Source organism: Neorhizobium sp. R1-B (assembly GCF_004368875.1).
Taxonomy (GTDB): Bacteria; Pseudomonadota; Alphaproteobacteria; order Rhizobiales; family Rhizobiaceae; genus Neorhizobium; species Neorhizobium huautlense.
Genome location: NZ_SOEM01000009.1, coordinates 115,281 through 127,681, shown reverse-complemented (window position 1 = coordinate 127,681; position 12,401 = coordinate 115,281). Strand labels below are relative to the sequence as shown.

The window sequence follows — 12,401 nt, the reverse complement described above, 5'->3', positions numbered from 1 at the left end:
ATCTTCAGTGGTTTGGCCCGATGGTTTGAAAGTCTCGAATTCATTCAGTTCCCGCGGGCAGTCCTCACAGCTTCGGCCAGGCCGGCCATGGAGGTGAAGTGATAGTCAGGCTTGGTGAACTGCACCGGTTCGATCGTGCCGCCATAGCCCTTCTGCGCGTGTCGGCGCTCGATCCAGCAATTGGTCATGCCGAGTTCGCGGGAAACACCGATGTCGTGATACTGGCTCTGGGCGACATGCAGGATATCGGCCTTGTCACCGCCGTCCTTGGCAACGAAGTCAAACACCTGGTGGAAGAAGGCCGGATTGGGCTTTTCTGTGCCGGTATCATCGGCCGTAAAAGCGGCATAAAACGGATTGCCGAGCGCTGCCGAAAAGTAGTCGAAAGCCCAGCGGCGCGCATTCGTCATCGCGATCAGGCGGTAGTTCTTTGCAAGTTCGGCCATGGCGGCCGCACTGTCCGGGAACGCCTTCCAGGCCTTGGCCGATTCCTTGAGGCGAATGCCATTGGCTTCTTCCCCCGGCAGGCCGAGCTTCGGCGCAATCGCGAGATAGACACGCACCAGATCGTCGGGGAAAAGGTCGGCCTTTTCGGAATAACGGGCGGCGCGATAGAGGGAAAGCGCCTCTTCGCTGTCGATCGTCACACTCGCTTCAGCGGCGATCGCTTGCAGGCACGTCGTGAGACCGCCTTCGAAATCGATCAGCGTGCCGACCACGTCGAAGCTCATGTACTTGAATTCGGGTAGAGATTTCGTCAATTCCATATTCCCCAGTTGATATCGCCATGCGACTCCATGGAGCGCGAGCGAAAGAATATGCTGTTCCGGACCCTGGTTTCTTTTATCAAAAATCCCGTTTTTTTCGGGCTTTAAGGTCTTATTAGAGAGAATACTGACAGTTCGGCGGAACGGTTTTCGCCGAATCGGGTAGGTGGACCGGCACAAAATTTCGAAATCGGGCTGCCGGCGATATTTCGGCCAGCAGCACCGGGGCAGGAAATCAGGCCTTCACCGCCTTGCGGACATCTGAATCTTCCAGCGTCTGGTCCAGCGTCTTCTTTGTTCGCTCTATGATCGCGTCGATATCGGCTTCCGTGCAGCAGAGTGGTGGCGCGTAACCGAGGATACCATTGGCAAAGGCACGGATGATCAGACCATTGTTCCAGGCACGGTCGAAGACCCGGCGGGCTGGTGCGGCTTCGGCCGGAAGCGGCGTCTTGGCGGCCTTGTCGGTCACAAGTTCGACTGCCGCCAACATGCCGCGACCGCGCACCTCGCCGACAAGAGGGTGGTCCTTCAGGCTTTCGAGACCTGCCATTAGCCGCGCTCCGGCCTTGACGCCGTTTTCCAGCAATCCGCCCTCGTAAAGCTTCAAAACTTCCAGACCGACGGCTGCGCTGACCGGATGAGCCGAATAAGTGTAGCCGTGGCCGACCGCCGAAGCGCCGGCGCCATCGGCGATCACCTGGTAGACATGGTCGGCCATGAACACGGCGCCCATCGGCACATAACCCGAGGTCAGGCCCTTGGCCGTCGTCATGAAATCAGGAACAACGTCGTCTTCGGTGCAGGCAAATAGTGGCCCGGTGCGGCCGAATCCGGTGATCACTTCGTCAGCCACGAACAGGATGCCATATTCCGTGCAGAGATTGCGGATGGCCTTCATCCAGCCCTTGGGCGGGACGATGACGCCGCCGGATCCCTGGATAGGCTCCATGTAGAAGGCGGCGATACGATCTGCGCCGACCTCTTCGATTTTAGCCTTCAGTGCAGCAAGCGAAGCATTGATGATCGTCTGCGGATCCTGGCCGACCGGGTTTCGGTAAGGGTAGGGTGACGGAATCTTGTGCTGCCAGTCGAAGGGAATGCCGAAGCCGGCATGGAAATTCGGCAGGGCGGTCAGGCCTGCACCGACGGTCGACGAACCGTGATACCCCTGTTCGACCGAAATGAACTGATCGCGTTGCGGCTGACCTTTTGCAAACCAATAGTAGCGGATGAAACGGACCGTGCTGTCGACGGCATCCGAGCCGCCGAGCGTGAAGTAGACGTGGTCCAGATCGCCCGGCGCCCGTTCTGCAAGTTCTGCCGCAAGCCGGATGGCTGATTGTGAACCCATACCGAAATAGGCGGTCGCATAGGGAAGCTCGCGCATCTGACGCGCCGCAGCTTCGACAATGGAATCGTGGCCGTAACCCGCATTGACGCACCAGAGGCCGGCAAAACCGTCGACCAGCTGGCGCCCCTGCGCGTCGGTGACGGTTGCGCCCTTAGCGGAGGTCAAAACCCGTACGCCTTGCTGTTCATGGCCGCGAAATGACGAGACGGGATGAACCAGATGGGCGCGATCGAGTTCGATAAGCGAATTGCTGAGCATTGATGTTCTCCGGATCAGCCGAAGGCCTGGTTGGCCAGTGCGAAAGTGGTGAAGGTCGAGGTCCTTGGGCGTGCTGCAGCAGGACGCGCCATGGCGACGCCGCCGCCGACATGAGCGAGCGAATGTTCTGAAAGCCAGGAGGCAAGGTCGGCATTGCTGGTGTCGACCCTGAGAAACGCGCCGGTCCTGCTGCTCATGAAATGTGCGACGAGGGCTTTCGCATCCTCGAGAGTGGTGGCAACGATAGGCCCCACGACCTGACCGCGGCCGAAGGTTCGGATGCAGCCAAAGCCCCAGATCCTGCTGTCGCGGCGAATGACGGCAAACTCGCCGATCTCGGCAAGCTTCGTCATCAGTGAGGAACGGTCTGCTCCGAAGGCATCCCGATCCATGGTCCTTATCGCAAGCAGGTCGGCTGCTGTTGCCGCCTCAGTCTCAGCCGGTGCCGAAACTTGGCCCACGGCCCCCTGATGCTGGAATACCTGCCCGGTCTCGCGAAATCCGATTTTCTCGTAGAGCGGCAGGCCGTCCGCCGTGGCGATAAGTCGAAGAGCTCGCTCACCTCCGAGGTTCACCGCCTCGTCCATCAGCCGCCGCCCAAGACCGTGGCCGCGCAGGCTGGCGTCGACGATGACCATATTGATCGTAGCGTAGTCTTTTCCATAGGGGGTCATCAAGGCGGTGCCAACGACCTTGCCGGTATCGTCAACAGCCACGACACCTTGGCTCAGATGCTGCGCAACCCGCCAATCCTCGATCCGATGCGGCCAACCCGCTTGCTGCGACAACTGCACCGCGCCATCCACGTGTTCCACTTCAAAAGCTCTGGTTTCGATCGCACCGGCCTGCATGGAAGATATTCTCCGTTTCCGCTTCAAGTTTCGAGGCGAAGAGGCCGGACGTTTATCCGAAGGCGGTGTCGGCGGCGGTATCTTTCGCCAAAGCATCAGGGCGGGACCGCATCTTATGCCGTGCGATGGCCGGCAAGACAGGAACACCTCCCTCAGACGGCCATAGGAAACGGCGCGATACGCAAACAAATGCCAAACGAGCGCCGTGATACGGAACTTTCTGCTTCGGATTCCGGCAAATCAGTCGGCGATGATGCCGGAGGCGGTCTTATGATCGTGTCATCAACCGAAAGGCTCGAGGGCCCATCACGCAAGGACGAAGCGCATGACGACATTCCGCCCGAAATATATCACCTTCGATTGCCACGGCACGCTTATCAACTTCCAGATGGCCGAAGCTGCCCGCGATCTTTACGGTGACCGTCTCGCAGAGCCGGCCATGCAGAAGTTCATCAAGAATTTTGCCGCCTATCGGCTGGACGAGATCATGGGTGACTGGAAACCCTATGCGGACGTCGTCTACAACTCGCTGGAGCGCAGCTGCAAGGCAAACGGCGTTTCCTTCAAGGACGAGGACGCCAAGATGGTCTATGAGCGTGTACCGACCTGGGGTCCGCATGCCGATGTTCCGGCAGGTCTCGCCAAAGTAGCCAAGGAAATCCCGCTCGTCATCCTGTCGAACGCCATGGACGACCAGATCCCGTCCAACGTCGCCAGGCTCGGCGCACCTTTCCACGCCGTTTATACGGCGCAGCAGGCCAATGCCTACAAGCCGCGCTTCCAGGCCTTCGAATACATGTTCGACATGCTTGGCTGTGGCCCCGAAGATATCCTTCATTGCTCCTCGTCCTTCCGTTACGATCTGATGTCTGCGCACGATCTCGGGATCAAGAACAAGGTCTGGGTCAACCGCGGCCATGAGCCGGCCAACCCTTTCTATGGTTATACAGAAATCGCCGACATTTCCGGCCTGCAAGGCGTGGTCGGCCTCTAACGGAAAGGCGAGAGCCGATGAAATACGTCTCCTATTGGCATGATACGGCGCCTCGTTTTGTAGGCGCCGTGGAGGGCCCGATCGAAGGTCACTACGATGTTGCCGTGGTCGGCGGCGGCTTCACCGGGCTTGGCGCAGCAAGGCAGCTCGCCATGGCCGGCGCCAAGGTCATCGTGCTGGAGGCGGAAACGGTGGGTTACGGCGCCTCCGGCCGCAACGGTGGTCATCTGAACAATGGTCTCGCCCACAGCTACCTCTCGGCCAAGCAGGAGCTTGGCAAGGAGCGGGCGATCGCCCTCTACAAGGCGCTGGACGCTTCCATTGACACGCTGGAAGCGATCATCGCCGAGGAAGGCATCGACTGCAATTTCCGCCGTGCCGGCAAGCTGAAACTTGCCTCCAAGCCCCAGCATTTCGAGGGGCTTGCGAAGAATTTTGCAGCAGTTCATGCGGAAGTCGATCCGGATACGGCCTTGCTGTCGCCCGACGACTTGAAAAGCGAGATCGGCTCGCCTTTCCACGGCGCCATGCTGTCCAAAAAGAGCGCCATGATGCATATGGGGCGTTATGTCGTCGGCCTCGCGGAAGCTGCAAAGCGTCGCGGTGCCCTCATTGTCGAGAAGGCAACCGTCACCGATATTTCGAAGTCGGGCGGCCGCAATGTGCTCAAGACGGCCAACGGAATTGTCACTGCCGACAGCGTACTGATGGCGAGTGGCGCCTATACGACGCCGAATTTCGGCTATTTCCGCCGCCGCATCATGGCCGTTGGCAGTTTCATCATTGCCACTCGGCCGCTGACCGATCAGGAAATCGCCGCGACGATGCCGGGCAACCGGACCTGCGTCAACAGCATGAATATCGGCAACTACTGGCGTCTTTCGCCGGATAACCGGCTGATTTTCGGTGGTCGGGCACGCTTCTCGGCAACGTCGGACCAGCGTTCGGACGCAAGGAGCGGCGCCATCCTGCGTGAAAGCCTGACCCGGATCTTCCCGCAGCTTGCCCGTGTCGAAATCGACTACTGCTGGGGTGGTCTGGTGGATATCACCAAGGACCGTTATCCGCGTGCAGGTTTCCACGACGGCCTATGGTACGCGATGGGATATTCCGGTCATGGTGCCCAGCTGTCCACTCATCTCGGAATGACGATCGCCGATGCGATCCTCGGCCGGCCGGACAGAAATCCGGTCAAGGGGCTGGAATGGCCGGCAGTCCCCGGCCATTTTGGCAAACCATGGTTCCTGCCTTTCGTCGGCATGTATTACAAGATGCTGGACAAGATCCAGTAAGACGTCTCCTTCTAAGCATCGGAAAAAGGGTGGGCTGCAATCGCAGGCCACCCTTTTTGCTGGCTTTGAGATCAGGAAGGCAGGCTCAGTTGAGCCCGCCCATATGGAACGTCTTTACTTCCAGATACTCGTCGATCCCGAGCTGCGAGCCTTCTCGGCCGAGACCGGATTGCTTGACACCACCAAACGGAGCGACCTCGGTCGAGATGAGGCCGGTATTCAGTCCGACCATGCCGAATTCCAGCGCCTCGCCGACCCGCCATGCGCGCTTTAGGTTTTCCGTGTAAAAATAGGCGGCGAGGCCGAACGGCGTACCGTTGGCGATCGCGATCGCTTCTTCCTCGGTTTCGAAGCGGAAGAGGGGGGCGACGGGACCGAATGTCTCTTCGCTTGCAAGCTGCATGTCGGTGGTGGCGCCGGTCAGAACCACCGGAGCCGTGTACTGCCTGCCCGCCGGCAGGTTCGCCTTTGCCGTCACGATCTTGGCGCCCTTGGAAAGTGCGTCCTCGACATGGCGGTTGATCTTGGCGAGCGCCGCACCGTTGATCATCGGGCCGATCGACACGCCTGCCTCCGTGCCAGGGCCGACCTTCATCGCATCGACCTGTGCCGTCAGCTTCTCGGCAAACCGATCGTAAATGCCGGACTGCACCAGGATGCGGTTGGCGCAGACGCAAGTCTGGCCGCCATTGCGGAATTTCGAGATGATCGCGCCTTCAACGGCGAGATCGAGATCCGCATCATCGAAGACGATGAAGGGTGCATTGCCGCCGAGTTCGAGCGAGAGCCGCTTGATGCTGTCGGCAGCCCCGCGCATCAGAAGCGAACCGACGGGAGTCGAGCCGGTGAACGAGATTTTGCGCACCGTCGTGTTGGCCATGATTTCGTTGCCGATCTCCGTCGGCATGCCGGTGACGATATTGATGACACCCGCTGGAATACCCGCCATTTCGGCAAGGACGCCGAGCGCCAGCGCCGAATAGGGCGTGAATTCCGAAGGCTTTACCACAACCGTGCAGCCGGCCGCGAGTGCCGGCGCGATCTTGCGGGTAATCATCGCATTCGGAAAATTCCAGGGCGTGATGATACCACAAACACCGACCGGTTCCTTCAACACGATGATGCGGCGATCTCGCGTCGGAGAGGGGATGGTCGAACCGCCGATGCGCCGCGCCTCTTCGGCGAACCATTTCACGAAGGATGCGCCATAGCGGATCTCGCCGCGCGCCTCGTCTAGTGGCTTGCCCTGCTCGGTGGTCAGGATCAGTGCCAGATCCTCAAGATGCTCGTGCATCAGGGCGTACCAGGTTTCCAGCAGCGTGGCGCGCTCGGCATGGGTCTTTTTCTTCCACGCCGGATAGGCCTTGTTTGCAGCTTCAATCGCTGCACGGGTCTCGTCGCCGCCCATGTCCGGAACGGTGCCGATCACGGCCTGGCTTGCCGGATCGAAAACATCGACTGTCTTACCGGAGCCTGCGGCGACCCAACTGCCGCCGATCAGGCCTTGTTGCCGAAACAGGGAGGGGAGTTTCAAATTCTGCATGAATCCGGTCCTTGGGTTCAGAGTGCAGCGAGCAGTGCTGCGGTAATGGTGTCCGTCTTGTGCTTGCCCGGGACCGTGCCGATACCACTTGCGGTAACCGTCTCGATCGCCTTCATGACGGCCGCCGCTGCGTCCTTTTCGCCGAGATGCTCGAGCATCATGGCGCCGGACCAGACGGTGGCGATCGGGTTGGCGATACCGAGATGGGCAATATCCGGCGCCGAGCCATGTACCGGCTCGAACATCGACGGCGCATTTCGCTCCGGATTGATATTGGCCGAGGCGGCAAAACCCAGGCCGCCCTGGATGGCAGCGCCGAGATCGGTCAGGATATCGCCGAACAGGTTTGAGGCGACCACGACGTCCAGCATCTCGGGCGCCATCACCATCCGCGCCGCCATGGCGTCGATATGGTAGCTCGTCACCTCCACATCCGGATATTCGGCCGAAAGCTGTTTCGTCACATCATCCCAGAAGACCATCGAATATTTCTGGGCGTTTGACTTGGTAACTGAAGCAAGCTTCTTGCGCCGTCCGCGCGCCTGTTCGAAGGCGAAGCGAAGGATGCGCTCGACGCCCTTGCGGGTGAAGATCGAGGTTTCGACAGCGACTTCGTCCGCCGTGCCCTGATGGATGCGGCCGCCGGCGCCGGAATACTCACCCTCGGTGTTTTCGCGGATGCAGAGAATATCGAAGGCTGTCGCCTTCAGCGGGCCCTCGACGCCGGCGAGCAGCCGGTGCGGGCGGATATTGGCATATTGCACGAAACTCTTGCGGATCGGTAGAAGGAGGCCATGCAGCGAGACTGAATCCGGCACTTCCGCCGGCCAGCCGACCGCGCCGAGGAGGATGGCGTCGAAGCCGCGTAGCGTCTCGATGCCATCGGCCGGCATCATCGCGCCGGTTTCCTTGTAGAAGGCGCAGGACCAAGGGAAATCCGCGCCCTCGAGACCAAAGCCGTGAGGACCGGCCGCCTTTTGCAGCACAAGCCATGCAGCGGCAACCATGTCACGGCCGATGCCGTCGCCGGGGATCAGGGCAACCTTGTATGTTGTCATGTTCATAAAAATCCTCAGAGGCTGATAAGGACGCTCTTGCTCTTGCGATTGGCTTGGAAAGCATCCCGGCCGAGATCCTTGCCGATGCCGGACTGCTTGTAGCCGCCGGTCGGCAGGATGTGGTCACGAGAGCGACCGTAGCGGTTGACCCAGATTGTGCCGGCCTGCAGCCGGCGGGTGAGGCGGATGGCGCGCGAAAGATCGTTGGTAAAGAGGCCCGCCGCCAGCCCGTAGCTGGGATGATCGGCCAGGCTCATGGCCTCCTCTTCATCCTCGAAGGTTTGTAGCGTCAGGACAGGTCCAAAAATCTCCTCGACGATGGCAGGCGAGTTCTGGTCGATGCCGGCCACCAACGTCGGCGCGTAGAAGTATCCCGGCATGTCCATGGAGCGTCCACCGGTCAGGCATTCCGCACCCTCAGAGACCGAGGCTGCGATGATGTCGTCGATACGCTGGCGCTGTTTTTCCGAAATGATCGGGGAATACTGGCTTGCCGCATCCCAGGTCGGGCCGGGAAGGATGGCTGCCATCCTCTTGCGGATTGCGTCGATCAGCATCGGGGCGATGCCCTTTTCGACGATCAGGCGCGAGCCGGCGACGCAGGCCTGGCCCGCATTGCTGGTGATGCTCGCCGTCACCGCTGCTGCCGCCTTGTCAATATCGGCATCCGCGAAGACCAACTGCGGGCTCTTGCCGCCGAGCTCCAGCGTCATCGGCTTAATGCCGTTGCGGGCGATGTTTTCCATGATCGCGGAGCCGGCACGGGTGGAGCCGGTAAAGCTCACCTTGGCGATATCGGGATGGCCGGTGATCGCGCTGCCGGTCGTCATGCCGTCGCCGAGCACGATGTTGATCAGACCGGCCGGTATGCCCGCCTGGACTGCAAGCTTCGCCAGCCGAATGGTCGAGAACGGAGTCAATTCAGACGGTTTCAGCACAACCGCATTGCCGGCCGCAAGCGCCGGGCCGAGTTTCCATGCAGCCATGTTGAGGGGAAAATTCCAGGGCGTGATCGCGCCGACGACACCATAGGGCTCGGTCATGATCATGCCGAGATTACCGTCGTCGGTCGGCACGAGATCGCTGCCTTCCTTGTCGGCGAATTCGGCGAAGAAGCGGATCTGTTCGGCCGAGATGCCAATGTCGCCGTCGACCAGATGGCCGACCGGCCGGGTCGAGGAGAGGGCTTCGAGCTTTGCCAGTTCAACGGCGTTCTTCTCGATGAGATCCGCCCAGCGATGCAGCGCCTTCAGGCGTTCACGCGGACGGATTCCGCTCCAGTTGCTGTCCTTCAGGGCCTTTTTTGCTGTCTGCACTGCCTGATCGACAAGATCGGCGCTGGCGACCGGACAATCGGCATAGGCTTTGCCGTCCGAAGGGCGGCGCATGGCAATCACGCCTTCGGCTGCCACCAAGCGATCGCCGATGAAATGTCCCATCGGTAGGGCGATGCTGTCAGGATCGAAACTCAGGCTCATCGGCTTACCTCCGGTCACTTGGCGATAATTCTACAGGATCAACTGCATGGCTTGATCCGGTAGACGAAAGGGCTACGGCGCAATCATCCGTTTTGACACCGCTTCACGGTGTATTCTGCGGCCACGCCGATCCGCCAAAGGGTCGCGTCTCACGGCGTGACGACGATGTAGATCTTGCGGACGGTCTCGATCGTCTTCCAGACGCCGACGAAGCCGGGTTTCATGACAAAGCTGTCGCCCGCCTTGTAGATCACGGGCTTGCCATCCTTCGGCGTGATTTCCACGACGCCGGAAATGATATGGCAATACTCGAAGGTTTCGCCCTTGATCGAATGCGTCAGGCCGGGCGTGGCTTCCCATATGCCGGTTCGGACAAGTTCGCCATGGGACATATCCTGCGCCCATGTCTTGAATTCCGGATTTCCGGAAATCAGCCGCTCCGCCGTCGGCTTGTCCTCGCGCGGTGCGAATGAAGGATAGGTCTCGATGGTCTTGAGAAGCGACATGGCTGTTCCTTTTGTGCAGGGACTTCTGTTTCGGGGTTGTCGGGGGGGTGGAGGCTTCAATAGCCACGCTGGCGATCGACCAGGCCTATGGGGTCGAGTCCGCAACGCAGCAGCTTGATATTGTTGGCAACCGCGAGTGCGGCCGTCTGGGGTTGGGTGACGCTGGCGGTATAGGGCGTGATGATGATCCGCTCATGCTTCCAAAGCGGATGCCCGGCCGGCAGAGGCTGTGGATCGGTGACGTCGATCACCGCACCGGAAAGGTGGCCGCTGTTGAGGGCCGAGATAAGCGCCTCGTGGTCCAGATGCTGCCCGCGGCCAACCTGCACCAAAGCTGCCCCTTGGGGCAGTTGGTGGAAGACTTCAGCATTGAGGAAACCGCGGGTCTCGTCGGTAAGGGGAAGGAGACATATCAGGATGTCTGTCTCCGAAAGCATGGCTTTCAAGCCGGATTCGCCATGGAAACAGCGCACGCCCTCGATCTCGCGAGCCGAACGGCTCCATCCCGAAAGCGGAAAGCCGAAGGGTTGCAGCCGAACGAAGGACGCCTGGGCGAGACTGCCTAGGCCTAAAATGCCGATACGGCGATCGGCGGCCTGCACCGGCGGCAAGGAGTTCCAAAATTCCGACTGCTTCTGGCGGATATAGGTCGGCCAGTTGCGGTGCAACGCAAGCACCGCAAGCGTCACATATTCCTGCATCATACGGATAATGCCGTCCTCGATCATCCGGACGATCTTCAAGTGATCCGGAATCTTTGCTGCCTGAAATTGGTCGACGCCGGCGCCGATTGAAAAAACGACTTCGAGATTGCGATAGCGCGACAGGTCCGTGGGCACGGTCCAGGTGATGATGTAGCGGACCGCATCGGGATTGACGCTGGCTGCATCCATCGAGAATGGCAGATCTGGCAGTTCACGGGCGAGGATGTCGCGAAAGACCTGGCCGCGAGCGGCATCGGAATTGAAGAGAAATGTCATGATTGGCTATGTCTCTCGCTCGTCAGGTTTCGGCCCGGCATCTGTCACCCAGCGCCTCGATCATCGCTTGGCAGGCAGCAAGCTCGCTCGCCGCGATGAATTCATTGGGTTTATGGGCACGCCCGATATCGCCGGGTCCGCATATGATCGCATCGATACCTGCGCGCTGGTAAAGGCCGGCTTCCGTTCCGTAGCTGACCGCGGCAAGCGGCTCGATCCCGGTGAGGTCCCTCAGCAGATCGGCGAGATGAGCGGTCGGTGAAAGCCTCAGCGCCGGATAACTGCTGAGGAGCTGCCAATCGACGCCGAACCCCTTCTGCTCCAATGCTTCGGCTGCTGTCCGGACAGGCGCGAGAAGCGCCTGGGGATCTACTGACGAGATGGCACGTGCCTCCAGCTCCATCGTGCAGAGCTCGGGAATGATGTTAACCGCCTGACCGCCGCTGATCGTGCCGATCGAGAGTGAGGAATAGGGGGGGTCGAATTCGGTCTCGAACAGTCCATGCGACAGCTCAAGGGAAGCTGCGACAGCGGCCTGCTGCACCTCAGTCATGGCGTGGACGGCGTTGAGGCCGAGATCCGGCCGCGAGGAATGACCGGATCGGCCCTTCAGCGTCAGGCGCGCTGCCGCTTTACCCTTGTGGGCAAGAATGGCCCGCATACCGCTCGGCTCGCCAATGATTGCGCCGAGCGGCGGAGCGCAGAGATCGGGCAAGTGGGCGAGGAGGTGTGGAACCCCGCGACATCCGGCTTCCTCGTCATAGGAGAAGGCGAGGTGGATGGGCCGGGACAAAGGGCGTGAAAGCAGCGCAGGCACGGCAGCGAGAGCCGCCGCCAGAAACCCCTTCATGTCGCTTGTACCACGGCCATAGAGCTTGTCGCCTTCCGCGCTTGCCACGAAGGGATCGCTATTCCAGCCCGCCTCGGCTGCCGGTACGACATCCGTATGGCCGGAAAGGATATAGCCGGCCTTGTCGGCCGGGCCGATCGTCGCGAAGAGATTTGCCCTGTCGCCTTCCGGTCCGGGAAGGACATGCGCCGAGATGCCGAGAGACTTCAGATAGGCGACAACCCATTCGACGATGTCGCCATTGGGCATGCCGACGACCGACCGAAAGCCGACCAGCTTCTCTAATATGTCCACGGCGCGCGTCGTCATACTTCCTGCCTCTGAAAATCGTCATTACACATGTGTCCATCCGTTCCTGCGGAACATGCGAACCAATTCTGACGATCAAGGTTAGAGGCATGGAACACCAATGGCTGCCGAAAGTCGGTGTGATGCGGTCAAATCTTGTGTTCGACCTTGCTTTGGCAGTG

Annotated in this window: 11 protein-coding genes; 2 read left to right on the top strand and 9 right to left on the bottom strand. The window is 60.3% G+C overall.

Going from position 1 to position 12,401, the window contains the following annotated elements; genetic code table 11:
- Positions 1–44 precede the first annotated feature (44 nt).
- The 3 genes from EDE05_RS14725 to EDE05_RS14715 form a co-directional block, all read right to left on the bottom strand.
- Positions 45–761: an HAD-IA family hydrolase gene (locus tag EDE05_RS14725; protein ID WP_166675467.1), complete on the bottom strand. Its 717-nt coding sequence runs from the start codon at positions 759–761 to the stop codon at positions 45–47.
- A 241-nt stretch (positions 762–1,002) separates the two neighbouring features.
- A complete protein-coding gene (locus EDE05_RS14720; RefSeq protein WP_134101823.1) occupies positions 1,003–2,379 on the bottom strand; it encodes an aspartate aminotransferase family protein in 1,377 nt (458 codons plus the stop codon).
- 14 nt (positions 2,380–2,393) lie between these two features.
- Positions 2,394–3,230: a GNAT family N-acetyltransferase gene (locus EDE05_RS14715; RefSeq protein WP_134101820.1), complete on the bottom strand. Its 837-nt coding sequence runs from the start codon at positions 3,228–3,230 to the stop codon at positions 2,394–2,396.
- 325 nt (positions 3,231–3,555) lie between these two features.
- Between EDE05_RS14715 and EDE05_RS14710 the strand changes: the two genes are divergently transcribed.
- Positions 3,556–4,224, top strand: a complete 669-nt coding sequence (locus tag EDE05_RS14710) for a haloacid dehalogenase type II (RefSeq protein ID WP_112800074.1) — start codon at positions 3,556–3,558, stop codon at positions 4,222–4,224.
- A gap of 17 nt (positions 4,225–4,241) precedes the next feature.
- Positions 4,242–5,516 carry an FAD-binding oxidoreductase gene (locus tag EDE05_RS14705; protein WP_112800072.1) on the top strand — a complete coding sequence of 425 codons (1,275 nt, stop codon included), beginning with the start codon at positions 4,242–4,244 and terminating at the stop codon, positions 5,514–5,516.
- A gap of 85 nt (positions 5,517–5,601) precedes the next feature.
- Here EDE05_RS14705 and EDE05_RS14700 read toward each other — a convergent pair whose 3' ends face one another.
- The 6 genes from EDE05_RS14700 to argE all read right to left on the bottom strand — a co-directional run bounded on the left by EDE05_RS14700 (position 5,602) and on the right by argE (position 12,240).
- Positions 5,602–7,059, bottom strand: coding sequence for an NAD-dependent succinate-semialdehyde dehydrogenase (locus tag EDE05_RS14700; RefSeq protein ID WP_105372338.1), 1,458 nt, complete (start codon positions 7,057–7,059; stop codon positions 5,602–5,604).
- Between the two features lie 17 nt (positions 7,060–7,076).
- Positions 7,077–8,117, bottom strand: coding sequence for a tartrate dehydrogenase (locus EDE05_RS14695; RefSeq protein WP_105372430.1), 1,041 nt, complete (start codon positions 8,115–8,117; stop codon positions 7,077–7,079).
- 14 nt (positions 8,118–8,131) lie between these two features.
- Positions 8,132–9,595: an aldehyde dehydrogenase family protein gene (locus tag EDE05_RS14690; RefSeq protein WP_112800070.1), complete on the bottom strand. Its 1,464-nt coding sequence runs from the start codon at positions 9,593–9,595 to the stop codon at positions 8,132–8,134.
- Positions 9,596–9,744: 149 nt separating this feature from the next.
- The gene (locus tag EDE05_RS14685) at positions 9,745–10,101 is read right to left on the bottom strand and encodes a cupin domain-containing protein (RefSeq protein ID WP_112800068.1); all 357 of its coding nucleotides are present in this window, start codon (positions 10,099–10,101) and stop codon (positions 9,745–9,747) included.
- 56 nt (positions 10,102–10,157) lie between these two features.
- The gene (locus tag EDE05_RS14680) at positions 10,158–11,081 is read right to left on the bottom strand and encodes a glyoxylate/hydroxypyruvate reductase A (protein WP_112800066.1); all 924 of its coding nucleotides are present in this window, start codon (positions 11,079–11,081) and stop codon (positions 10,158–10,160) included.
- 22 nt (positions 11,082–11,103) lie between these two features.
- The gene (gene argE, locus EDE05_RS14675) at positions 11,104–12,240 is read right to left on the bottom strand and encodes an acetylornithine deacetylase (protein ID WP_134101817.1); all 1,137 of its coding nucleotides are present in this window, start codon (positions 12,238–12,240) and stop codon (positions 11,104–11,106) included.
- Positions 12,241–12,401: the final 161 nt, after the last annotated feature.

What these genes read in the sequence shown, in the direction of transcription:
- EDE05_RS14715 (WP_134101820.1), bottom strand. Translation starts at nt 3,230, where the DNA reads ATGCAGGCCGGTGCGATCGAAACCAGAGCTTTTGAAGTGGAACACGTG.
- EDE05_RS14705 (WP_112800072.1), top strand. Translation starts at nt 4,242, where the DNA reads ATGAAATACGTCTCCTATTGGCATGATACGGCGCCTCGTTTTGTAGGC.
- argE (WP_134101817.1), bottom strand. Translation starts at nt 12,240, where the DNA reads ATGACGACGCGCGCCGTGGACATATTAGAGAAGCTGGTCGGCTTTCGG.
- EDE05_RS14695 (WP_105372430.1), bottom strand. Translation starts at nt 8,117, where the DNA reads ATGACAACATACAAGGTTGCCCTGATCCCCGGCGACGGCATCGGCCGT.
- EDE05_RS14720 (WP_134101823.1), bottom strand. Translation starts at nt 2,379, where the DNA reads ATGCTCAGCAATTCGCTTATCGAACTCGATCGCGCCCATCTGGTTCAT.
- EDE05_RS14690 (WP_112800070.1), bottom strand. Translation starts at nt 9,595, where the DNA reads ATGAGCCTGAGTTTCGATCCTGACAGCATCGCCCTACCGATGGGACAT.
- EDE05_RS14700 (WP_105372338.1), bottom strand. Translation starts at nt 7,059, where the DNA reads ATGCAGAATTTGAAACTCCCCTCCCTGTTTCGGCAACAAGGCCTGATC.
- EDE05_RS14680 (WP_112800066.1), bottom strand. Translation starts at nt 11,081, where the DNA reads ATGACATTTCTCTTCAATTCCGATGCCGCTCGCGGCCAGGTCTTTCGC.
- EDE05_RS14685 (WP_112800068.1), bottom strand. Translation starts at nt 10,101, where the DNA reads ATGTCGCTTCTCAAGACCATCGAGACCTATCCTTCATTCGCACCGCGC.
- EDE05_RS14710 (WP_112800074.1), top strand. Translation starts at nt 3,556, where the DNA reads ATGACGACATTCCGCCCGAAATATATCACCTTCGATTGCCACGGCACG.